The following is a 20,403-nucleotide window of genomic DNA, read 5'->3' on the forward strand; positions in this document are numbered from 1 at the left end:
CGGTCAGAACAACCGTCCGGCGTCGCCCGCGGGCGGCTCCTCGAGCTCCAGCAGCGCCTGCTTGCGCTTCATCCCGCCGGCGTACCCGGTCAGGGCCCCGCTGGCACCGACGACTCGGTGGCACGGGACGAAGATGCACAGCGGGTTCGCACCCACGGCCTGCCCGACCTTCTGCGCGAGACCGCGGTCTCCGACCTGCTCGGCGATACGGCCGTAGGTGGTCGTGTCCCCGCACTGGATGCTCTTCACGATGTCCCAGACGGCATGTTGGAACGAGTTACCCTCGGCCTCGAGCGGAAGATCGAAGTTCCTGCGCCGCCCCGCCAGGTAATCGCACAGCTGACGGACCGCTTCGTTCAGCAGCGAGTCCGTCGAGTCGCCGACCTCGGGCCCGAACGCCTCCTGCGAAGGCCGGCGGACATGGTGCCTGAAGTACAGGCCGGTGATCGCCTCGTCCCTGGCGACGATCGTGATCGGCCCCAGGTACGTCTCGATCACGACGTGTCGGGTGCTCATCCACGTCTCCCCTCTCTCACCCGGTAGACGGACGCCGCCCGCAGAACGTGAGATCTCATGTGGAGCCATCGCCGATCACCCTGCCAGGACGCATGACAGAGGCCCTGGCAGAACGCGAGCGCGGGACGGAGCAACCGATATATCCGACCGGTCGAGCCGGAGACCACAGTCCGGCCCGGCAGCAACGGCCGCCGGATCGGCTCGGCGACCGGGCCCCACAGCTGAATACGCAGAGCGACCACCTATGGAATAGCCGCGGCGGACGGCGGAGTCCTGCCGCCCGGCAAACTGGGTCGAACACTGCTCACGAGCCAGGGTGCGTGGTCAGCAGTCGCGCCTTTGCGGTCGTTCGTTCCCTCTGCCGCCAGGTTCCGGGTGGTTCTCCGTGATGTCGGCGGAAGGCTGCGGCGAACGCGAAGGGCGAGCCGTAGCCGACGGCGTCGGCGATCTGGGCCAGGCTGAGATCGTCGGCACGCAGGTGGTCGCGGGCGAGGGTCATGCGCCATTCGGTCAGGTACTGCATGGGGGCCTGGCCGAGTGCGTCCCGGAACGCCCGAGTGAAGGCGGCGCGGGACAGGCCGCTGATCGCGGCGAGTTCGGGGACCGTCCACGGGTGCGCCACGTTCTCGTGCATGGCCTCCAGCGCGGCACCCAGCCGCGGGTCCGCGGATGCCCGGTACCAGCGCGGTGCGGTCGCGCTGCGGCGGAAGTCGCTGCGGATGGCCAGGACGAGGAGCAGGTCCAGAAGGCGGTCCAGGACGATCTGCTGGGCGAGTTCGTTCCGGACCAGTTCGCGGGAGAGCAAAGTGATCACGTCCCGCGGGGGGTCGTCGTCGGCCGCCGAGAGGGTCATGACCTGGGGCAGTGCGTCGAGCAGTCCGCCGCCGACATCGCCGGAGAACGGGTAGGCGCCGCACAGGAATACGGTGGCCTGCGGGTTGTCCCCGGGGCCTATCTGGGCGTGCCGTGCCCGGAACTCCGAGGCGAATCGGTCAGGGGCCGTTGCGCTGCGCCGCGCCCGCTCGCCACCGTGGTTCCCGGCACGACACGGATGGGGCACGGGCACCTTCTGTCGTCAACGGGTGAAATGATTCACCCGTTGCCGAGACCACCGTGCCCATGGTTCGGGACGAAGAGGTCGTGCCAGAGCCGTGCCAGATCGTGCGGGGAACCACGGGGAACACCGGGGAATCAGCCGACCTCGCACCAGGCGCTGACACCGATCGGCCGCAGGTCAGCCTCGGAGCCAGCCCCAGATGCCCTTAGCTTCCCAAGCTGAGAGCGCGGCATGCCTGCACGGGGAGTGCTGCGGCTGAGTCATCCCTCAACGGATCGGAGATCGTGCCTTTGAAAGAAGTGAGCGTGCAGGTGGCTTGTGGGGAACCCGTACTGCACATCTGTGAGCATGCGGAAGAGGAACTCGCCCAGACCGCAGTCGAATCGCTCCCAGTCGCCGAAGTCGCCCACGAGGATGGGCCAGTCGTCCGGATCGGCCGTCCTGGTCTGCCAGACGAAGTCGAGCTCTTGCTCTGACGCTCCCCATCTCAGGAGACCCCCCGGTGCCGGGTAGCCGGCATGGGGCTCCCACAGGTCGGTGGCATCGCCATCGCTCTTGGCCCACACCACGAGGTCCATGCCCAGGGCTCCGGGGACAAGGAGGTCGACGTAGTCGTCGAAGCCGCCCGGACCGAAGAGGTCGACGATCTCCTTGTAATCCCTCGGCAGCGGGGTGCCCAGATCGGCCTCGACGGCAGGCCAGTCGACGGCCGGCTGCGGCACCGGTTCCCAGCCGGTGAGGATGCGCAGCTTCTCGGCCCAGGAGGCACCCTCAGGGAACCCGGCGACCGCAGGGTCCTCACGCTGGGCAATCACCACGACCACACGCTCCCGGTGTGAGGTGCCGACGCTGCCGCAACCGATCCAGTGAGCCTTGTAGGCCCAGCCCCGCATCTCGAGCAGCTCGTCCCCGAACGGCTCGACGAGCGGCAGTCCAGTGCGCTCAGTGAGTGACGGGTCGGTGAAGCCGTCCGCGGCGAGGTTGCGGGGCCTGCCTGCCCACCGGCCCACTTCGGCAAGCAGTTCCCTCAGACTGGTGCCCCCCGGCGCCTCAAGAATGACCGGTGATCCGCCCACGACGGACGAGTCGATGATCTTCCAGATGGCGGCAGCGACTTCCGAATCCTCCATGGGACTCAGTGAACATCACGCCACTGACATCCTGACTCACGCTGCAGCCATCGAACCGGCGGTCAAAGCTGCTCACTGACACTGCCCCTTTCTGACACAGCACCGCTGCCGCACCACAAGCGCACCAGAGCGAGCGGGGAGCAGCGGGGAATCACGGTGAAAGCAACGGAACCCGGCGAGGCTGCGCCCCGGCCGTTCGCCCAGGTCAGCGCCGAAATCGGCCGCTCATGTGATCCGCATGGCGCGGTCTGCTCCCATGGCGCCCACGCCAGGCGTGCCAATCCGCGTGACTCGGAGATCATCGGTGACGTCGACCTCCACCGCCTGATTCGGCGGAGCACGAGCTACGGGCCGCCTCTGCCGGCCGGCGCCCTGGACGACGACGGCGCCGACCGCGGCATCGTGTTCATCGCCATCAATGCACACCTCGACCGTCAGGGTCCGGGGCTGGGACACCCGCTGCGCGACGGGGTGCGCCGGGGCGGGCTCTCCTCCATACCGTCGAGGGACAGGGAAGTGGACCTCGCCCGCTCAACGGCTGCCTCGGCGTGGAGAAGGACCTGCTCACGGGCGACAACGACGGCACGGGCATCTTTACGCTCCCCCAGCGACCCGTCCAGGCGCCGCCTGCACGGCATCGAGCGCTTTGTCACCACTCATGGGCCTCCAGGAGCATGGCCTGGACCTTGGGGAACTGTCGTCCCAGCATGTCGGCGACGGTGTCGAGCTGGGCGCGGCTCTGCCACCCGGACAGACTCATGGTGACGCACCGCCTGCACCAGCACCCAGCGGCGCGTCACATCAGAACAGAGGAAACGTTGCGTGATACGGCACGAGATGCCTGTCGATGGCATGGTGCGATGCGGTCTCGATGCCGCTGGCTCCCGGATTGTGGCGGTTGCCGACGGAAGGCAGGGTGGTCTCGAGACCGTTCGGGCCAGGCAGAAGGCACACCGCCTGTCACGGATACGGGCTGTGGCTTGTCCTCATTGCGAAGCGAGTTGTGTGAGCCAGGAACCGGCGAACTTGGTCACCGCCGAACGAGTGGGTCGGTACACCTGCGGAATGCTTGGCCGACGCAAGATCGTCCATTCCGGGCAGGCTTACGGAGGTGTGGTGCATGTCAGAGAAGAACCCAGAGCACGGGACCGCCAACGAGGTCTCCTTGCCGCCCGAAGTCAAGTTGCTGCAGGAAGTCACTCCGCCCTTCTTTCCCGAAGGTGGTTCGGGAATGACCATTCTCGTCGAGTGGCCTCCCGGTCACCCCGGTCTCCCTCCGCATCGCCACTCGGGCCCGTCGTTCGGCTACGTCACGGAGGGCGCGGTCCGGTTCGAGCTTGAGGGCGAGCCGGAGCGTGTGGTCGAGGCCGGTGGGACGTTCTGGGAGCCAGGCGGTGACGTGATCCACTACCAGGACGGCAACGCCCTGTCGGACGCATCGACCAAGTTCGTGGTGACCATGGTGTGCGCGCCGGGTCAGCCGATGCTCACGGTGGTCGACGAGGAGGAGCTGAGGGAACGGGCGCACCTGCGCGCCCCGCGTCCCTCCGAAGGCTGACCCGCGAGATCGACACGCGTCACTTCACAACAGGGCAAATGTTGCCTGATACGGCCCCAGGTCTGCCCCCCCCCGGGCGCGGTGACGCCGCCATTCGTAAACCGGTCACTGCATTGTCGTCGGCGAGGTCTGACCGAGTGCACGGAAGCGGTGGGCTGGGTTCATAGGCGCACCAGGGCGGGGGGCGGCGAGCGGGAGACAGCGGCCGGGCACCTGAACGCATCCGATGCCGAGGGCTGCCGTGTGCTCGGTCCAGGTGGCGGTCAGGAACGCCAGATCCGGTCGTGCGGGGTCAGCTAGCGGCTGGCCGAGCAGGAGGTCATCGCCGTCGCGGCCGACCAGGAGTGCGTCGAGGTCGGGCCGTCCCAGCACGAGGACAACTGGCTGCCGGGTCACTGCCACTTCCTCGCCGAGGCAGGTGTGCCGATGATCGAGCTGGTGAACCTTGAGGAGCTGTCCCGGGACAAGGTAACCGAGCTGTGCTTCGTCGCCGCCCCGATCCGGCTGCGGGGTGCTACGTTGCACTCCCCGCCCGCATATGAAGGAGCACCACTCGGTGGAGGACGTCCGCCGGAAGCTCATAAATCAGCCCTCGACGGGGCGTGTTCCTGAAGCCGGTCAGAGGGCCTCGACCCGGCGATGCCACCATAACGCAGGCCAGCCATCGCTCGGCGTGAGCCACAGAGCGCGCACCCGCTGTGACCGCGAGGTCGCAACCCTCCCCGTGAGGGCTGCAGGAGGGACGGTCCTCTCATGACCACCGCACTCACTCAGCTCAGGTTCCGGACAGAGGCCGGCGATGAGGTGACCGTCGCGCCGACGCATCTGGTGGTTGCCGGCTACACCGGCCGTGACCTGACGGCCGTCCGCCACCACATCGAGGAGCTTGCGGCCATCGGCGTACCGGAGCCCGATAAAATCCCGGCGTTCTACGAGCTCGACGCCAACCTGCTGAGCACCAACCATGAGATCGAGGTCGACGGCACCGCCACGTCTGGCGAGGTCGAGCCCGTCCTTATCCGAGCCAACGGCCGCTACTACCTCACCGTCGGCTCCGACCACACCTACCGGAAGCTCGAGCGCTTCGACATCCACGCCTCCAAGGCCGCCTGTCCCAGCTTCCCTGGGTGGCGTCGGGGTCGTCGTTCGGCCCCGCCGCACACGTCAACTGGCCCCTGAGCCAGGCTGGCAGAGCATGTGCGGATGTCGGCGCTCAGCCGGATCAGGTCGGGGTGCCGGTGCTGTCCGGTGTCGGGGGGAGGCGATCAGATGTAGGCCGCGTAGCGCGAGGTGGGCGAAGCGCAGCAGCTCGGTCATGGCCCGAGACACCACGTTCTCGGGTCAAGCCCGCGCACGTTCTGTGGGAAAGGGCTGCTCGGCCCAGATGGTCTTGGCGGTGCCGGTGTGCCTCGTGCCCCAGCTCTTGGTGAGCTGGGCGACCAGCATGAGGCCGCGCCCGCCCTCGTCGAAGATACGCGCCCGGCGCATGTGTGGTGCGGTGCTGCTGGCGTCGGAGACCTCGCAGATCAGGGTCTGGCTCTTGATGAGCCGCAGTTGGATGGGCGGAGCCCCGTAGCGGATCGCGTTGGTCACCAGCTCGCTGACCACGAGTTCGGTGACAAAGGCCAGCTCGTCCAGGTCCCAGGCGTGGAGCTGGTCGGTCACCCATGTCCGGGCCGCGGCGACGGCGGCCGGATCGGCGGGGATGGGTCGGCTGGCGACCTGTTCTGCGTCCAGCCTGTGGGTACGGACGATGAGCAGCGCGACATCGTCGGTCGGCAAGTCCGCGAGCAGCGCCCTCAGGACGAGGTCGCAGGTGGTCTCAAGCGAGGGAACGGCACCACCGAGGGCCGTGCACAGGGCCCCCAGGCCGAGATCGACGTCGCGGTCGGCGGCCTCGATCAGCCCGTCAGTATACAGCACGAGAAGGCTTCCCGTGGGCACATCGCGGTCGATTGACTCGAACGGGAACCCGCCCACGCCTAGCGGTGGACCGGCGGGCACGTCGAGGATCTCCACCGTGCCGTCGGGGCTCACCAGAGCGGGGGAGGGATGGCCTGCGCTGGCGATCGAACACCGGCCGGACACCGGGTCGTAGACCGCGTACAGGCACGTGGCCCCGAGATCACCGGTGGGCGCCTCCGCTTCGGATTCCGGCCCAGTGCTGAGCCGGATGACGAGATCGTCCAGGTGCGCGAGCAACTCGTCGGGCGTCAGATCGACGTCGGCGAGGGTGCGGACCGCCATGCGCAGCTGACCCATGGCGGCCGACGCGCGGATGCCGTGCCCGACCACATCGCCGACAACGAGTGCGACCCGGGCGCCGGAGAGCGGAATCACGTCGAACCAGTCACCGCCGGGCTCGGCGTACGCACCGGCCGGCAGGTAGCGCCCCGCGACCTCGACGGCGACGTGCTCGGGCAGCCCCTGAGGCAGCAGGCTGCGCTGAAGGGCCAGGGCGGTCTTGGCCAGCTCGGCCTCGGCGCGCGCCTCCTCGGCAGCGGCTTCGGCCTGCTTGCGATCGGTGATGTCGGTGGAGATACCGCCGATGCCGTATGGCCGCCCCGACCCGTCCAGCAACGGGAACTTGGTCGACAGCCAACTGCCGGGGATGTCCGCCGTAGGCTCCTCGATCTCGATCGGCCGACCCTTGGCGAGCACCTCGGAATCGTGTTCCCGGTACACGATGGCGAATTCGCGGGGGAAGATGTCGAAGTCGGTCCTTCCCCACACCTCCTCGCGCTGAATACCGACTCGCTGCTCAAACTGCCTGTTGATGAGCATGTAGCGGCCGTCGAGGTCCTTGGCGTAGATGATGGCCGACGAGTAGTCCGCGATGTCCTGCAGGCAGCGGAGGTTCTTCCGCAGCGATCGCTGGCCCTGCTCTCGCTCGGTTTGGTCATACAGCTGTACGACGGCCAGAGCACACTCGCCCGGCAGGCGAGCCGCCTTCAACTCCAGGACCAGAGGAACGTCGCCCGGCCACCGCATCGCCGTGCAGACGGCGGAGGCGTCGTCACCTGCAGCCAGTGCCCGCAGTGGATCGTCCTCTCCGGCGTGCGGCTGGACAAGATCCATCAGGTGATGTCCGACGATCCCTTCCTCACGTCGTCCCAGCAGATCCAAAAGACTCCTCGACGCGAGCAGGATCCTGGACGGGTCCGGGCCATCGAGCGCGATCACCGCCGTGGGCACGGGCGCTGCGGTGAGCGCGGCGTGATCCATCCCCGCGGCGCCCCCGTCACCGCCCAGGAACCGCTCTGCCACCGCCGTCATCGCCTTCCAGCGCTCGCGATTAGCACAAGTATCGCAGAAAGGATGAGGGCGACCGCGGCTCGCCGAAGAGACGTGCCTCGTAGGCACCGAGGACCACGTTCCTGCAGGTCATGCGGCGTGTCCCACTCGGTTGCGTCCAGGGAAGGGGCGTGCGGGTTTCCACATTGTGGGAGCAACGCCGCGAAGCACTGGTCTCCTCCGAATCGCGCGAGGCCCGCCGCCGTCGGACTCGCGTATGGCCGGATCGACGACCCGGCGCAGGCAGGCCCGGTGCTGCGGGCCGCGACCACGGCCGACTGCCCCACCCTGGTCGAGGTCGACCTGGCCGCGCTCGGCCCGATGCCGAAGCCGTTCGTGCCACCGGTCGAGGTGCCCGGCTCGGCGGTGGCCGGGTGAGCGCCGTCGAGTACCCGTAAAGCCCGGCCGTCCGCGCCGGCGAGACGGTCTACGTCCCCGGGGCGCTCAGCGTCGACCCGTCGGGGGTGGCCGTCCCCGGCCGGCGGGCGGCACTTGACGCGGCCGTCGCGCGGATGACCGAGCGGCTGGCCGGCGCTGGCGGTGAGCTGGCCGACATCGTGAAGGCCACGTACTTCGTCACCGATATATCGCTGCGCGATGGGGCGAACGCGCAGTTCCTCGACCTCTTCGCCGAGCCCTGGCCGGCGCGCACCTTCGTCGGGGTGACGGCGCTGCCGTACGTACGGCGTGGCGCGACAGTCGAGATCGACGTGACAGCCCGGATCAGGAGGTCGGAATCGTGATTGGAATCTGTGGCGGGGGGATTGGCGGCCTGGCCGCGGCGATCGCTCTGCGCGCGGCGGGCCGCGACGACGTCGTTGTCTACGAGCAAGCGCCACTCTTCGGGCGGGTGGGGGCGGACATCGACCTCACCCCGAACGCGGTCCGGGCCCTGGACGGCCGCGACGTCGGTGACCGGCTGCGTGAGACGGCCGCCCGCCCGACCTACCGCATCAGCCGGACCTGGGACACCGGCGAGGAGACCTCACGGCTGGAGATGGGCAACGCGGCGCAGGAACGTCTTTGGGGTCGCGCATCCGGCCGATGAGGTCGCCGGCCTTGACCGGATCGGCGCACAGGCCGCAGGTGGAGTCCGGCTTTGATGGTCCTGTCCTTCCTCCCCAGTGTGATGCGCCTGATGCGGCCGAAGCAGCGGAACAAGTACCGCCGGTCTGACGAGGCCGGCGCGGCCAGTTCTTCGGCGGTCCAGCGCCTCGACGAGCGCGCTGCCTGAATCCAGGTGTCCGCAGCGTCGGCTTGGCGGGCAGCCAGCGCGTGTCTGTCGCCCGGCACCTGGCTGGAGAGGCAGGCGAAGGAGCTGGCGACCCGGGTGACCGCCTCGATCGCCAGCGACATCCGTTGGTGTCCCGCCCTCGCCATCCGGCCATCATGCCGAACCATCACCAACTTACGGCGACATCGTGCTGTCGATCGATCCCACCCTGCCCGAAGCGGTGGACAGCGCCCGGTTCAAGGAAGAGGGCTACACCTTCACGGTCACTGGCGAGAACGTGCGGATCACCGCGCCGACCGCGAACGGCGTCTACTACGGCACCCGTACGCTCCTGCAGATCCTGCTGCTCGACGACGGCCGTGATTCCGTCCCCGTGGGCACCGCCGTGGACTGGCCGAACTACAAGGTGCGGGGCTTCACGCTGGATGTCGGGCGGCGCTTCTTCACCGCGGACTTCATCCGCGACTACATCCACCTCACGGGCTGGTTCAAGCTCAACGAGTTCCAGATCCACCTCAACGACAACGGGTTCAAGGGCGACCGGCCCTGGAGCGAGGCCCAGGCAGGCTTCCGCCTCAAGACCGACAACCCCGCGCTGTCCGGCCTGGCCTCGAAGGACGGAGCGTACGACCGGCGCGACTGGGACTCCTTCGAGGACACTGCCGCCGCCAACGGCGTCACGATCGTCCCCGAGTTCGACGCTCCCGCCCACTCGCTGGCGTTCATCCGGTTCAAGCCGTCCCTGGGCCTCAACAACGGCGACTCCGACCACCTGGACCTGTCCAAGCTGGAGACCACCGCCTTCATGAAGTCGGTGTTCGACGAGTTCACGCCGTGGTTCCGCGGCCCGGACGTGCACTTCGGCGCCGACGAGTACCAGGCCGACAAGTCCCGCTACAAGACCTACTTCAATGACATGGCCGCCCACATCCGCTCCCTCGGCAAGCATCCGCGCGCCGCTCGGACAGCCTCGCCAGCAGCCGGTCCAGTACGACCTGTTCCTGGCCGCGGGTGACCAGGCGCTCGCGGAACCCGGACAGCACGGAGAAGTGGAAGCCCTCGTCCTCCAACTCCAGACCCAGCAAGTATTTCCAGTCGATCCTGCCACGGACCGCGTCCGCCGCCTGGCGGTCCGTCAGCCGTTCGGCGAACTGCCTCACCGACACCGCCGCCAGCATCCCCGGGGCAAGACCTGGACCGCCCCGCGTGGGGAACGCCGCCGCGAAGTCCGCATACCTAAACAGCACGCCCAGCTCGTCGCGGACCCGCATTGCCAGGCAGCCCTTGGGGAACGCCGCCCGGGCCACCCGCGCGGTGGTCTCGGGGATCTCGGGGGCAGGGACAGGATGCAGCGACACCGCCGATCTCCTCACTTCCCCGCGAACAGGCCGACCGGCGGCGGCGTGGTCCTCGGCGTGCTTTTCGATGGCGGTGCGCTTTTTGGGGTGAGCGGACCCGGCACGTGGCTCGGCGTCCGGGTCCGCCCACTCTCAGCGGCTGGCCGTTCAGGCGGTGCTGCGCGCCTTGCGCCGCAGGGTGAAGGCCGTGCCCGTGACGCCCGCGGCCAGCAGGGCGCCCGTGGCGATGCCGGCCCCGAGGGTGGGGAACGAGGAGGAGTCGGTGATGGCGGCGGCGTTCTGCATGGCGACCGCCTTGACTGGGCGGATCGGGTCGACCGACTTTACCGAGCCGTCCGCGTTCAGCAGCACCTGCTTGTTGTTGGGGTGCTGGAAGTCGAACATGCCCCCGAGGGAGCCGGCCGTGGCGTCGAAGGAGTGGTCGCCGACGCGCCCCGTGTGCCAGTTGTCCTCGATGAAGCGGGTGATCGAAGCCTGGTCGGTCTGCGTGTGGTCGACGTTGTTGACCTTGCTGTACGGGGAGATGACGAGCAGCGGCTGGCGGGTGCCGGGGCCGCAGCGGTCCTGGTAGCCGCCGGACGCCTTGGGGCCGGCCTGGCAAGCGGGGCTGTCGGTGGCCCTGCCGTCGCTGCTCGGCGTGGTGTCCTTGGAGCCGTTACGCACCTTGGCGTAGGCGTGGTCGTACCAGCCGTCGGAGTCGTCGTAGGCGATGACCACGGCCGTGGACTTCCACTGCGGCGAGCTCTGGAGCGCATTGATCTGGCTGACGAGGAAGTTCTGCTCGTCGATCGGGTCGGAGTAGGCCGCGTGGCCGTCCTGGTACTGGGAGGCCTTGACGAAGCTGACGGCCGGCAGCTTGCCCGCCTTGAGCGCGGTGGAGAAGTCGGTCAGGTCGTAGTTGTGGTTGGCCTGGCCGGCGTGGCCGATCTCGTCGACGTTCTTGGGCGGCAGGTGGTGCGGGTTGGACGTCGACTTGTAGTACTGGAACGGCGAGTGGTGCGGGCTGTAGTCGACGACCGAGGCCCCGCCGATGTTGGCGTGGGCGGTGTCGCACTTGGCGTACTCGCCCTGCTTGCCGCTCCACGCGGTGGACGGCCGGAAGCCGCCCTGGAACCAGCCCCAGCTGACCTTCTTGGAGTTGAGCAGGTCGCCGATGTTGCGGCCCTGCATCGCGGCGAGCGCGTAGTGACTGGTGTGGTTCTTGCCCGAGCAGTCGTCGAAGGCCGGGTCCGGGTCGTTGATCACCGTGCCGACGCCCTTGGCATCGGGCGACTGGACAGTGTAGGCGTCGGGCGTGGCGGTCTGGCGGGGGTTCTCGGTGCCGGAGGCCGCGTCGACGGAGATGACGCCGTGCGTCTGACCGGAGATCAGGTTGAGCGCGCCGGGGGTGGAGGGACCGTACGTGGAGCTGAAGGCACGGTCGCTGAGGGAGTAGTGCTGGGCGTAGTTCCACAGGGCGGTGACGGTGTTGCCGTCGTAGTAGTCCATGACCAGGCCCGGCTCACCGAACAGGCCGCCGCTGCACGACTCGACCTCGGTGTTCTCTACGTACTTGTCGGCCTTGCCGCCGTTGGCGGCGTACTGCTCGGGCCCGTAGTTGTGGCCCTGGTCGCAGGTCATGGCCTGCGCGGGGGAGAGCCGCTTGGGTGCGTACTTGTTGGGGTTCTTCGTCAGCAGCCCGGCATGCGCGAGGGTGTCGATGTCCTTGGGGGTGTTCTTCGCCGCCGTGAACGTCGTGCCGTCGGTGTTGGCAGCCTTCGGGTACGTGGCGAAGTAGTGGTCGAAAGAGACGTTCTCGTCGAAGAGGACGACCACGTGCTCGATGGGCGTGGCGGTCGACGAGCGTCCGTGGTCGTCTGCGGCCCAGCTCGGGGCGTTGCCGGCGAGGACCGTGAGGGCGGCGGCACCCGCGAGCGCTCCCAGGCTCCGTATAGTTGCTTTTCTTCCCCTGCTGACCATGCTGGTTCCTTCCGGGCAGGATCCGCTTGCGCGGTACGTACGGCCGGGATGCTCCGCCGGGTGGGCGACGCGGGGACGATGCCATGATGGCTCCGGGGTGAACTCCGGGTCAGGGAAGCTCCAGCTCGTGCGCCTCGGTCAGCGCTGGGCCGTTGCGCCAGTAGGGCAGGTCAGCCATCCGTTACCTCCACACCCAGCAGACGCAGGGCCTCGGCGCGGCTGTCGTGGTAGAGCTGATCCGGCCGTCCGGCATCTCCGTGTATTCGCCGGTCGCGGCGTGCCTGGCGCCGAGGGCGAACACCGCCTGTCCTGCGGTCTGCCACGTGGAGTACGCGGTGCCAGCCCCGGCTTCTGTCCGCAGTCGACAGGCTGGGGCTGTCGCCGATGCGGAAGAAGCCGGACCTGGGGTGTGGCACAGGGCCTGCTGAGCCGGCGGCTCAGCAGGCGGTCTGCGTGTGGACGTACCACCACGAATGCGAGGCCGACGATGACCAGGATGTGGCCGACCGGCGGCGATACTCGCCGACCGCTCGCCCCTCGCATTGCCGCGCCCCACGAGCCGGTCGACCCCGCCCGCATCGGCCGCCGCGTCGTACGGCGCCGGGCGAAGGGCATGGACGTTGGCGCCGTCGCGGCGGCCCTCGAGGACGCCCGGTTCGACGCGCGGCAGGACTTGCTGCACGAGGACCTGGCCGACGACGTCCGCGGCCGGGCGGAGCACGCGGAGTGGGAGCGCATCACGCAACTGCTCGCCGCCGAAGCCGCGGCCGCCGCGACGTGGGATGATCTTCGTGGAGGTCGTATCGAGGAGGGGACTGCCTGAGCGCGGAGCCGGACCCCGACCCCAGCACGCCCCGACGCCCCGCCAAGCGCCAACACCCTCGACAACGTGACAACGCCGGTTCACGTCCTGGGCCGGGTTGTATGTCGGCCGTAGGTTCCCGCGAGGCCCGGCGCATCGAGTTGGGGCCGAACCGCGCGCCTGGCCGGAACGACACGCCCTGCTCGATCGAGGGCATCGGCGACGGCGTACCGGAGGACGCGGCCGCGTTGTGGGTCGGGCGCCTCACCCAGTTCGACCGCCTGTACACAGACTCGCTGTACCACGGCGTCCTCGGCCCGCTCCTGACCTTCGCCGACCAGTGCCCCATGGAGATCAGCTGGTACCTGAAGCAGTCCCGGGCGGGCGCGCTGCCTCATCAGATCCGCACCTGACACAGCACGGGGCTGGCTGTCGGCGCCCAGACACCGCGGGTTTACAGCGACCGGCTGTCGGCTCGCACGGTTCAGCGCCGGCGGCCGAACGGCCACCAGCCCCGGCGCGTGCGGCGGCGAGGCGGGGCAGCCAGTCGTCATGGTGCCGGGGGCCGCGGCGGCACAAGCGGGCGTGCCGGGGGCGCGGCCTCAGCGGGGACGGCATCCGGTTCGACCGGACCGGGCGGGGATGTCGGCGCTGGCGGGGCGGGGGAGACCGCGGTCGGCTGCCCCGCCGCCGTCGGCGGCGGGGCCAGCGGTGCAGCGGTCGGCGGCGGCGCGGCGGATGTGAGCGGCCCGCTGGGGCGCGGCCTGTGCTGCGTGCTCCACCAGTCGGCGCACCGCTCCAAGACGTTCCTGGCCACGTTGTACGGCCCGGGGACGGTGAGGAGCAGCGAGCGGGGCGGAGATCGGCGCCCACAGCGGCAGCCTTGAGACGGGGCCCGGCTACATGAAAGTCGCATCCGTCGCCGTGCCCGTCCACGACTGATCCACCGCGCGGTATTCGGCCAGGTCCGATGGCTTTGTGCCATTCGTCGGCAACCCGCCTCCAACATCACCGCGGCGCCGCTACACAGGAAGGCTGGGGCGGCGTGCTGCTGTCCCCGCGTGGTGATGGCCGGTGGTCGGGGGAGGCTTGGGACAGTTGCTGACCATCAATGTGGCGGTGCTGCTCGCAGTCATCGTGTTCTTCCGGCTGCGGCGGCGCACGGAGGCCCGCAGCCGCTTTGACTGGAAGCTGAGCGTCGTCATCGTCCTGGCGCTGGGCGTCCTGATCGCACCCACCCCGGCGGGCCAGGGGATCTTGAACATCTTGGGACAGCTTGCGGGCGGCGTTACCCAGGCCGGTCGATGAGCCCCCGCACACGCAAGGGCCGGACGGCGCCAGTCGGCGCCCACTGCGGATCACGGGTCTGGGGAGTGGGGGAGTGATGGCAGCACGTCGACGGCGCTGGCGCTTGAAGAAGCGGACGCGCAGGCAGTTACAGGGCTGAGGTGCGGTGGCGGCGGTGGCCGCCGCGGTGTGGGTGGCCGGGTACTGGGCAGCGGTGTGGCCCGTCCTGGTGGTCGTACTCTCCGTCGCCGTGGTGGTGGGAGCCATCTGGGCGCTGTTGCGGGCGCACCGTCTCGCGGTCGGCCAGGACCGCGCGTGGCGGGCGCAGGAGGAGGCCATTGCGCGGGAGTTGTCGATGGCCGAGGTCGACGCGTTGTCGTGGCAGGAGTTCGAGACGTACGTCGCCGATCTGTGCCGGCGGGACGGCTGCACGAAGGTCGTCGTCAGCGGCAAGAGCGGCGACCTGGGCGCGGATGCCGTCGGCTACCTGGCCGACGGCCGCAAGCTGGTCGTCCAGTGCAAGAAGTATGCGCCGCAGCGGAGTGTGTCCTCGCAGGACATGCAGAAGTTCGTCGGCACCGCCCGTCTCGAACACGGCGCGGACGTCGCCTTGTTCGTCACCACCTGCCGCACGTTCACGAAGGCAGCGCTGGGCCTGGCGCTGCGCCAGGAGATCGTGGCCCTGCACCGCGACCTGCTGGGCTCCTGGGTCAAGGGCGCTCATCTGGAAACCTTGATCCCGCTGAACGGAAGCGGCGGCGGCACCAGGCGGCGCCCCTCTGCCTGACCGTGACACCCGGTGGCCGTCTGACGAAAGACGTGAGGACAGGTGTCCCAGGGGCGTGACTGGGCCCTGGCCTGGCGCATGGATGGGCCTGGTCAGCGCACGCGGCCGAGATGGATGACACTGACGCGGATCTGCTGGTCGTTGATCTCGTACATCACGCGGTAGCGGGCCACGTGGATGCGGAGCAGGTCGGCGCTGCCGAAGGCGCCGTCGGGGCGGGGGTTGTCGGCGAGGCGGTCGATGGCGGTGAACACCTGCCGTACTCCGTCGGGGTCGTCCTTGGCGAACCGCTCCGCCTGGGCGAGGGCCTCGGGCTCCCAGATGACCTCGTAGTTCACGCCTCAGTACCGCCGAACACGCGCCGGTACGCCTCGTCATGGGAGACGCCGGCGTCCTCGCCGCGGGCCTGGCGGGCGCGGTAGGCGGCCAGGGCCCGCAGTTCCTGCAGTTCCAGGGCGTCGGCGGGGCTGACCAGTATGGCGACGGTCTGTCCGTGGTCGGTGATGGCGACCGGTTCACGGGTGGCGCTGACTTCGCGCGCGATGGCGCCCAGGCGGGCGCGAGCTTCCACGATCGAGTAGGTCGTCTCCGTCATGCACACCACCTTACGGGAGTGTGCACATCCTGGCCTCCCGTTCTGCGGCATCTGGTCTGCCATCCCGCCGCGCCGGGGACCTGCGGGGATGCCGGCCCGGTCGCGGAGCCACAGGGCCATGTCGAGGGCGTCGAGGACGAGCTTGGCGCGCTTGCTGGTGGCGGCCGACCAGCCGACGATCGGACCAGGTCGCGACATAGGTGAAGTCGGCGACCCATCGCTCGTTCGGGCTAGACGGCCCACCCGCCCTCGTGGCGGCCGGAGAACGCATCGCGGTGTCGAGCGTGGTCCGCGCGACCGGAAGGCGCTCGTCCTCGTAGGTGTCCAGGAGCGCAGGCGCGCATCCGGTGCAGGCGCGGGCACCTGCGCGGCCGCCCCGATGGCAGCTCCCAGACGTCCGCGTAGGCGCCGGCCTCGGCCTGTGGCAGGCGTGGGCCCGGACTCGGAGGCGGTGGTGCAGGGTGTGCCTGGCGGGGGTCAGGCCGGTGGCCTGCCGATGGTCAGGAACAGTCGCATGGCCGCGTTCCGTACCGGCGCGATCCGACGCGGGGTGTGCACCGCGCGGTTCATCAGCCGGGCAGCTGTGTGATATGGGGCCCGCCGCCGCGCGGCGCGCATCAGACCGTCGTCGACGACTACACCCGCCCGGCCAGCCGACGGATGGGGCCCGCCTCGCCGCCGGCGCGCTGACCGCCCGGGTCCGCGCGGTGCGCCGCTCGGACCGCCTGGACTCCCGCTCCCGGCCGTACACCGTCGCCGTGCCCGCCGTCCCGGGGCCCCGCCCGCGCCCGTCCCGTACGGAGCGGAAGGCGAGTCGCGGCCAGGAGCAGACGACCGACGTCGCCACGGTGGAGCAGACCCGCCGGACGTTCGAGGCCGCCGCCACCAAGATGGCCGCCAAGCTCCAGGACGGGATCCGGGACCGCGCCGTCGCCCACGGTCCCCGACCACAGCCCGCCCCGGCGACGGCCCCGCCGCCGCACGCACCCAGCACGCGCCGGGCCGGACCACAGGAGGAGTCGCGTGGGCACACCGGAAGAACCCAGCCTTGAGGACGCCCTCGCCCTCGCCCGCGTAGCCGTCCAGGAGCGGGCTGCCGTGCTCGATGAGCCTCCGCCGTGGGAGCCGATCTGGAGGCGGCCCCGGACACCGAAGAACGACCGGGAGAAGAAGCGGGAGCTGCGCAAGCAGCGCAGGCGGCTCCAGGACGCCGGTCGCCGCCGCTTCGTCGCCGGACAGTCCCGCCGGACCCGGTCCCGGCAGAACCGCATCGGCAACGCGGCCGCGCGCCGCGACGCGCGCGCCCTGTCCCGGGTACGGCACTCCACCGCCTGGCTGTGGTGACGATGCCGGGCATCGTCCTCAGAACGCCCCAGGCGCTGTCACCGGCCGTCGGTAGCGTGACCGCCGTGATGGTGGGCACCGAAGAAACCCGGCTGGTCGTTCTGCGCGGCAACAGCGCCTCGGGGAAGTCGTCCGTCGCGGCCGGTCTGCGCGAGCGGTTCGGCCGCGGCCTGGCCCTGGTCGGCCAGGACAACCTCCGCCGCATCGTGCTCCGAGAGCGGGACCGGCCCGGCGCCGCGAGCATCGGCCTGATCGACCTGACCGCCCGCTACGCCCTGGACGCCGGATTCCACGTCGTGGTCGAAGGCATCCTCTACGCCGACCACTACGGCGACATGCTCGCCCAGCTGCGCGCCGACCACCGTGGCCCGACCCACGGCTACTACCTGGACGTGCCGTTCGGCGAAACCCTCGCCCGGCACGCCACCAAGCCGATCGCCGACGACGTCAGCGAGACGCAGCTGCGCGACTGGTACCGGCCGCGCGATCTGCTGCCCGGCGGCATCGAGACCGTCATCGGCGCCGACAGCACCCTGCACGAGACCACCGACCGCATCATGCTCGACACTGGCCTGGCCCACCTGCCCGCACTGGACCGCTGACCGGCGCACCGATGCGACAGATGTTGCGCTGCGCACCGGCCTTCCCCATACCGCCGCCGAACGCGCGGCCGCCCACCCGGACAACCAGGACGCCCTGCTCCTGACGGCCCGGCTGGCCACCCGGTCCGCGCACGTATGGGACCAGGAAGCCGTACTCCGGCACGCCCGCGTCCTGCTCACATCTGCGGCGGCCCGACCCGGCCACCAACACCCGGATGCGGTCGGAGCATTGCGCGAGGCCTTGATCAACGCAGGAGCGGTGGACGCCGCCCGCATCTGAGTACAGGCACCGGGCGAGCACTGTCAACCCGAGGCTTCGCGAGGCGCCTGGCCTCCGCCGCGCGCCGGAGTCAGACCTTCCAGGAGCGCAGCGTGTCGGCGACGGCGTACACGCTCAGCCGGGTGTCGCGGACTTTTCGGATGAGATCAGACAGAGCGCCATAAGGCGGGTCAATGCCCTCACCGGACTGAGCCATGTACTGAGCCGCGACAAAAGCAGCAAAAAGACTATTCCGGTGCGGTAGCGGCTCAAGACGCACAATCGTGTGCAGAAGGGCTGCCGCACGCCAAGGAACGTCCGGATCGGACGTCTCAAGTGTCGGCATCCGCGTCTTGTGCCGCGCGACGGCCGCCACCAACGCAGAGTAGTCAGCGACCGTCACGTCCTCATGCCCCAGGGCAGCCTCTTGGACGTCGAGGAGCCAGGAAACGTCGATGCGCAGATCCATCAGGCAGCCGCAGCCTCATCGCCACGACGGGAGGGCGGGATCTCCTCGGGGAACGCCTCGTCGAACTCGCCGCGCAACTTCTCAGCCCAGGAGGACGCGCCGGCAACAAAAGCCTTGCGGTGCATTTCACGCACTCCGAGATCATGAAGGTACGCCTTCAGGCTCTTGCCCTCGGCAGCGGCGGCCGCACGGACGCCTTCCAGTTCCTCTTCGGAGAAGGACACATTCAGTGATGGCATACACGCGATGGTACCTGGTTGGTGCCGGGTCCGCCAAGCCTCGCTCATGCCCCTTGTGACGCGCCGCTTGTGCGCCAGTAGCAGGATTTCGTTTCTGTAGTTACGGAGTGACAACGCCTCCGTCGACCAGGCCCAAATCCCCACCGACAACCGTCCGCACCCTCTGCCGCGCCTGTCCGCGAATCCGCAGGTCGCCACGCTGGTCCGGCCGTGGGCGGAAGCCCGACATCCCCTCAACGCCCCCGAGTCCACGCCCCCCAGTAGGAGGAAAAGAGAAGTGGGTGGGTGGGACAGGCCCCGGGCAGCGGGCGAGGGGACCGGGCGCCCGCTGCTCCTCGCGCGTCGGCTGGAGCCGCCGCGATGCGCCGCCGTCAGAGCGGCGACGTCAGGCGGGGAGAGATCGAGGCGGGCGCGGTGCAGACGTGGTGCGCGCTTGCCGGTGTGTTGCGTGTGGGGCGGGGCGGCCGCGCTGCCAGGCCCTAGGCGGCGCGGGCGACGCAAATACGTGACTCCTCCCCCCGGATAAATCCGGGGGGCTTCTCCTGTCGGTGGCTAGGCCACGTCGGGAAGGGCCAGCCCGGCCCTGAGTGCGACGTTCCATGCGCCTACCCGGTCCGCGTGGTCGCGGTGGTCACAGGCGGTGCACTGAAATTTTTCGCCGTCGCGGTTCTCGCCGTCCACGTGCCCGCATTCGGGGCAGGTGCGCGAGGTGTTGCGGGGGTCCACCGGGATCAGTGCGCGAGCGGCGCTTTCAGCCTTCTGCGCGAGGATGCCCAGGAACACCCCCCAACCCGCGTCAAGAATGCTGCGGTTCAGCCCGGCCTTCGAGGCGGCGCCGTTCGGCAGGAACGCACCGGGTGCCTGGGGGTCGGGCTTCGGCTTGGGGGTGCGAACCATGTTCGCGATGTTCAACCGCTCGTGAGCGATCTGGTCGTAGTCGCGGACCAGGGCGAGCGCGGCTTTGTGCGCGTGGTCCAGACGCTGACGCCGTACCTTGCGGTGCAGCTTGGCGACCTTCTCCACGGCCCGGCGGTGCTTGGCAGTGCGGTTCTCCCGCTTCCTGCGGGGGAACGCCTTGAGTGCGCGCTGAGCGTCGGCGAGGACATCGGCATTGCGCTTGCCGTGCCGGGGGTTTTCGACGTGGGCACCCTCGGACGTGGTGAGAAAGTGCGTGACGCCCATGTCGATTCCGGTCACGGCACCGGTGGCCGGCAGCGGCTCGGCGGGCACGTTGTCACAGGCGAGGACGACGTACCACTGTCGCCCCTCGCGCTTGATGCTGACGGTCTTGACCCGGCCCTTCACGGGCCGGTGCTGGTGCACCCGGACGTTCCCGACGCCTTGCAGCCGTACGCGGGTGACGGGGTCGTGCGGGGTGGAGTCCCAGCGGCAACCGTCGCCGTCCTTGGGGAACTCAACGGTGTCGAACCAGTTCACGCCACGGAAGCGGGGATATCCGGGCTTCTCCCCGGCCTTCACACGCCGGAAGAAAGCTTGGAACGCTTTGTCCAGGCGGCGTAAGGTGGCCTGCTGGCTGGAGAACGACCAGCGGCCTTGCCGCTCGGGGTCGAACGCCCGGATCTCTTTGAGCTGCGCGGACTGCTGCCCGTACTTGATTGAGGTCTTCGAGCTGTGCCGGTATGCGTCGCGGCGTTCCTGCAACGCGCCGTTGTAGAGCGAGCAGTGATCGCGCAGCATCTCGCCGAGCGCCTGGCTCTGCCGGACGGTGGGCCGCAGGAGGAACTTGTAGGCACGTATCAAGGCCGTTCCTCCTTCTGCTTCTTCGTCCAGGGACGTTCCCACTGGGTGTTGATGTATTTCTCCACCGTGTCCGCGCTGACGGCGCCGGCCGAGGCGACGAAGAACGACGACGACCACAGGGTGGGCATACGGCTCTTGAGGTGCGGGAACTC

Annotated in this window: 24 protein-coding genes and 1 pseudogene; 13 read left to right on the forward strand and 12 right to left on the reverse strand. The window is 69.4% G+C overall.

Annotation, left to right across the window (positions count from 1 at the left end; genetic code table 11):
• Positions 1 to 3 precede the first annotated feature (3 nt).
• The 3 genes from ACIQFZ_RS36740 to ACIQFZ_RS36750 all read right to left on the reverse strand — a co-directional run bounded on the left by ACIQFZ_RS36740 (position 4) and on the right by ACIQFZ_RS36750 (position 2,703).
• On the reverse strand, positions 4 to 516 hold the full coding sequence (locus ACIQFZ_RS36740) for a methylated-DNA--[protein]-cysteine S-methyltransferase (RefSeq protein WP_402693251.1): 513 nt from the start codon (positions 514 to 516) through the stop codon (positions 4 to 6).
• A gap of 304 nt (positions 517 to 820) precedes the next feature.
• The gene (locus ACIQFZ_RS36745; RefSeq protein ID WP_402693252.1) at positions 821 to 1,576 is read right to left on the reverse strand and encodes a helix-turn-helix domain-containing protein; all 756 of its coding nucleotides are present in this window, start codon (positions 1,574 to 1,576) and stop codon (positions 821 to 823) included.
• A gap of 257 nt (positions 1,577 to 1,833) precedes the next feature.
• On the reverse strand, positions 1,834 to 2,703 hold the full coding sequence (locus ACIQFZ_RS36750; protein ID WP_402693253.1) for a hypothetical protein: 870 nt from the start codon (positions 2,701 to 2,703) through the stop codon (positions 1,834 to 1,836).
• A 1,120-nt stretch (positions 2,704 to 3,823) separates the two neighbouring features.
• Between ACIQFZ_RS36750 and ACIQFZ_RS36755 the strand changes: the two genes are divergently transcribed.
• Together ACIQFZ_RS36755 and ACIQFZ_RS36760 are read left to right on the forward strand one after the other, a co-directional pair.
• Positions 3,824 to 4,261 carry a cupin domain-containing protein gene (locus ACIQFZ_RS36755; RefSeq protein WP_402693254.1) on the forward strand — a complete coding sequence of 146 codons (438 nt, stop codon included), beginning with the start codon at positions 3,824 to 3,826 and terminating at the stop codon, positions 4,259 to 4,261.
• 753 nt (positions 4,262 to 5,014) lie between these two features.
• A complete protein-coding gene (locus ACIQFZ_RS36760) occupies positions 5,015 to 5,440 on the forward strand; it encodes a DUF2848 family protein (protein ID WP_402693255.1) in 426 nt (141 codons plus the stop codon).
• A gap of 162 nt (positions 5,441 to 5,602) precedes the next feature.
• Here ACIQFZ_RS36760 and ACIQFZ_RS36765 read toward each other — a convergent pair whose 3' ends face one another.
• The gene (locus ACIQFZ_RS36765; protein ID WP_402693256.1) at positions 5,603 to 7,537 is read right to left on the reverse strand and encodes a SpoIIE family protein phosphatase; all 1,935 of its coding nucleotides are present in this window, start codon (positions 7,535 to 7,537) and stop codon (positions 5,603 to 5,605) included.
• A gap of 270 nt (positions 7,538 to 7,807) precedes the next feature.
• On the opposite strand from ACIQFZ_RS36765, the gene ACIQFZ_RS36770 reads away from it, so the two are divergent.
• The 4 genes and pseudogenes from ACIQFZ_RS36770 to ACIQFZ_RS36785 all read left to right on the forward strand — a co-directional run bounded on the left by ACIQFZ_RS36770 (position 7,808) and on the right by ACIQFZ_RS36785 (position 9,804).
• Positions 7,808 to 7,933, forward strand: coding sequence for a hypothetical protein (locus tag ACIQFZ_RS36770; protein ID WP_365429404.1), 126 nt, complete (start codon positions 7,808 to 7,810; stop codon positions 7,931 to 7,933).
• Between the two features lie 32 nt (positions 7,934 to 7,965).
• Positions 7,966 to 8,298, forward strand: a pseudogene (locus ACIQFZ_RS36775) (RidA family protein); the annotation flags it as partial.
• Complete coding sequence (locus ACIQFZ_RS36780; protein ID WP_365429401.1) at positions 8,295 to 8,603, forward strand: NAD(P)-binding protein; 309 nt, start codon at positions 8,295 to 8,297, stop codon at positions 8,601 to 8,603. The pseudogene ACIQFZ_RS36775 and the gene ACIQFZ_RS36780, both read left to right, overlap by 4 nt.
• A gap of 370 nt (positions 8,604 to 8,973) precedes the next feature.
• Complete coding sequence (locus tag ACIQFZ_RS36785) at positions 8,974 to 9,804, forward strand: family 20 glycosylhydrolase (protein WP_402693268.1); 831 nt, start codon at positions 8,974 to 8,976, stop codon at positions 9,802 to 9,804.
• Here ACIQFZ_RS36785 and ACIQFZ_RS36790 read toward each other — a convergent pair.
• Positions 9,698 to 10,147 (reverse strand): transposase, encoded by a 450-nt coding sequence (locus tag ACIQFZ_RS36790; RefSeq protein ID WP_402693257.1) that lies wholly within the window; start codon positions 10,145 to 10,147, stop codon positions 9,698 to 9,700. The two genes, ACIQFZ_RS36785 and ACIQFZ_RS36790, sit on opposite strands and share 107 nt — an antisense overlap.
• A 147-nt stretch (positions 10,148 to 10,294) precedes the next feature.
• Positions 10,295 to 12,106: a phospholipase C gene (locus ACIQFZ_RS36795; RefSeq protein WP_402693258.1), complete on the reverse strand. Its 1,812-nt coding sequence runs from the start codon at positions 12,104 to 12,106 to the stop codon at positions 10,295 to 10,297.
• A 496-nt stretch (positions 12,107 to 12,602) separates the two neighbouring features.
• Here ACIQFZ_RS36795 and ACIQFZ_RS36800 point away from each other — a divergent pair, with 496 nt between their 5' ends.
• The 4 genes from ACIQFZ_RS36800 (at position 12,603) to ACIQFZ_RS36815 (ending at position 14,982) form a co-directional block, all read left to right on the forward strand.
• Positions 12,603 to 12,929 (forward strand): hypothetical protein, encoded by a 327-nt coding sequence (locus tag ACIQFZ_RS36800; RefSeq protein WP_402693259.1) that lies wholly within the window; start codon positions 12,603 to 12,605, stop codon positions 12,927 to 12,929.
• Between the two features lie 101 nt (positions 12,930 to 13,030).
• Positions 13,031 to 13,321 carry a hypothetical protein gene (locus ACIQFZ_RS36805; protein WP_365429389.1) on the forward strand — a complete coding sequence of 97 codons (291 nt, stop codon included), beginning with the start codon at positions 13,031 to 13,033 and terminating at the stop codon, positions 13,319 to 13,321.
• Positions 13,322 to 14,006: 685 nt separating this feature from the next.
• A complete protein-coding gene (locus ACIQFZ_RS36810) occupies positions 14,007 to 14,216 on the forward strand; it encodes a hypothetical protein (protein ID WP_402693269.1) in 210 nt (69 codons plus the stop codon).
• Positions 14,217 to 14,370: 154 nt separating this feature from the next.
• Positions 14,371 to 14,982, forward strand: a complete 612-nt coding sequence (locus ACIQFZ_RS36815; RefSeq protein WP_402693260.1) for a restriction endonuclease — start codon at positions 14,371 to 14,373, stop codon at positions 14,980 to 14,982.
• Between the two features lie 92 nt (positions 14,983 to 15,074).
• Here the strand turns inward: ACIQFZ_RS36815 and ACIQFZ_RS36820 are convergent, their stop codons facing one another.
• Positions 15,075 to 15,320, reverse strand: coding sequence for a type II toxin-antitoxin system RelE/ParE family toxin (locus ACIQFZ_RS36820; RefSeq protein ID WP_402693261.1), 246 nt, complete (start codon positions 15,318 to 15,320; stop codon positions 15,075 to 15,077).
• A complete protein-coding gene (locus tag ACIQFZ_RS36825) occupies positions 15,317 to 15,775 on the reverse strand; it encodes a type II toxin-antitoxin system prevent-host-death family antitoxin (RefSeq protein ID WP_402693262.1) in 459 nt (152 codons plus the stop codon). The genes ACIQFZ_RS36820 and ACIQFZ_RS36825 overlap by 4 nt, the downstream gene beginning before the upstream one ends.
• Positions 15,776 to 16,284: 509 nt before the next feature.
• Between ACIQFZ_RS36825 and ACIQFZ_RS36830 the strand changes: the two genes are divergently transcribed.
• The 3 genes from ACIQFZ_RS36830 to ACIQFZ_RS36840 all read left to right on the forward strand — a co-directional run bounded on the left by ACIQFZ_RS36830 (position 16,285) and on the right by ACIQFZ_RS36840 (position 17,523).
• Positions 16,285 to 16,629, forward strand: a complete 345-nt coding sequence (locus tag ACIQFZ_RS36830) for a hypothetical protein (RefSeq protein WP_402693263.1) — start codon at positions 16,285 to 16,287, stop codon at positions 16,627 to 16,629.
• A complete protein-coding gene (locus ACIQFZ_RS36835; protein WP_383062989.1) occupies positions 16,601 to 16,921 on the forward strand; it encodes a hypothetical protein in 321 nt (106 codons plus the stop codon). The genes ACIQFZ_RS36830 and ACIQFZ_RS36835 overlap by 29 nt, the downstream gene beginning before the upstream one ends.
• A 68-nt stretch (positions 16,922 to 16,989) precedes the next feature.
• Positions 16,990 to 17,523 (forward strand): AAA family ATPase, encoded by a 534-nt coding sequence (locus tag ACIQFZ_RS36840; RefSeq protein ID WP_402693270.1) that lies wholly within the window; start codon positions 16,990 to 16,992, stop codon positions 17,521 to 17,523.
• Between the two features lie 350 nt (positions 17,524 to 17,873).
• Here ACIQFZ_RS36840 and ACIQFZ_RS36845 read toward each other — a convergent pair whose 3' ends face one another.
• The 4 genes from ACIQFZ_RS36845 to ACIQFZ_RS36860 all read right to left on the reverse strand — a co-directional run.
• Positions 17,874 to 18,251, reverse strand: a complete 378-nt coding sequence (locus tag ACIQFZ_RS36845; protein ID WP_365436077.1) for a toxin Doc — start codon at positions 18,249 to 18,251, stop codon at positions 17,874 to 17,876.
• The gene (locus tag ACIQFZ_RS36850) at positions 18,251 to 18,490 is read right to left on the reverse strand and encodes a hypothetical protein (RefSeq protein ID WP_383064551.1); all 240 of its coding nucleotides are present in this window, start codon (positions 18,488 to 18,490) and stop codon (positions 18,251 to 18,253) included. The genes ACIQFZ_RS36845 and ACIQFZ_RS36850 overlap by 1 nt, the downstream gene beginning before the upstream one ends.
• Before the next feature lie 552 nt (positions 18,491 to 19,042).
• Positions 19,043 to 20,251 (reverse strand): RNA-guided endonuclease InsQ/TnpB family protein, encoded by a 1,209-nt coding sequence (locus ACIQFZ_RS36855; RefSeq protein WP_402693264.1) that lies wholly within the window; start codon positions 20,249 to 20,251, stop codon positions 19,043 to 19,045.
• Positions 20,248 to 20,403: transposase (locus ACIQFZ_RS36860; RefSeq protein WP_402693271.1), on the reverse strand; the 156-nt coding region annotated here is incomplete at its 5' end. The genes ACIQFZ_RS36855 and ACIQFZ_RS36860, both read right to left, overlap by 4 nt.

The organism is Streptomyces sp. NPDC093064 (assembly GCF_044754605.1).
Classification (GTDB): domain Bacteria; phylum Actinomycetota; class Actinomycetes; order Streptomycetales; family Streptomycetaceae; genus Streptomyces.

Bases quoted from the DNA above. Each gene is read 5' to 3' on its own strand.
- ACIQFZ_RS36795 (WP_402693258.1), bottom strand. From the start codon at position 12,106: ATGGTCAGCAGGGGAAGAAAAGCAACTATACGGAGCCTGGGAGCGCTC.
- ACIQFZ_RS36765 (WP_402693256.1), bottom strand. From the start codon at position 7,537: ATGACGGCGGTGGCAGAGCGGTTCCTGGGCGGTGACGGGGGCGCCGCG.
- ACIQFZ_RS36840 (WP_402693270.1), top strand. From the start codon at position 16,990: ATGGTGGGCACCGAAGAAACCCGGCTGGTCGTTCTGCGCGGCAACAGC.
- ACIQFZ_RS36845 (WP_365436077.1), bottom strand. From the start codon at position 18,251: ATGGATCTGCGCATCGACGTTTCCTGGCTCCTCGACGTCCAAGAGGCT.
- ACIQFZ_RS36740 (WP_402693251.1), bottom strand. From the start codon at position 516: ATGAGCACCCGACACGTCGTGATCGAGACGTACCTGGGGCCGATCACG.
- ACIQFZ_RS36800 (WP_402693259.1), top strand. From the start codon at position 12,603: ATGTGGCCGACCGGCGGCGATACTCGCCGACCGCTCGCCCCTCGCATT.
- ACIQFZ_RS36825 (WP_402693262.1), bottom strand. From the start codon at position 15,775: ATGTCGCGACCTGGTCCGATCGTCGGCTGGTCGGCCGCCACCAGCAAG.
- ACIQFZ_RS36760 (WP_402693255.1), top strand. From the start codon at position 5,015: ATGACCACCGCACTCACTCAGCTCAGGTTCCGGACAGAGGCCGGCGAT.
- ACIQFZ_RS36755 (WP_402693254.1), top strand. From the start codon at position 3,824: ATGTCAGAGAAGAACCCAGAGCACGGGACCGCCAACGAGGTCTCCTTG.
- ACIQFZ_RS36750 (WP_402693253.1), bottom strand. From the start codon at position 2,703: ATGGAGGATTCGGAAGTCGCTGCCGCCATCTGGAAGATCATCGACTCG.
- ACIQFZ_RS36805 (WP_365429389.1), top strand. From the start codon at position 13,031: ATGTCGGCCGTAGGTTCCCGCGAGGCCCGGCGCATCGAGTTGGGGCCG.
- ACIQFZ_RS36850 (WP_383064551.1), bottom strand. From the start codon at position 18,490: ATGCCATCACTGAATGTGTCCTTCTCCGAAGAGGAACTGGAAGGCGTC.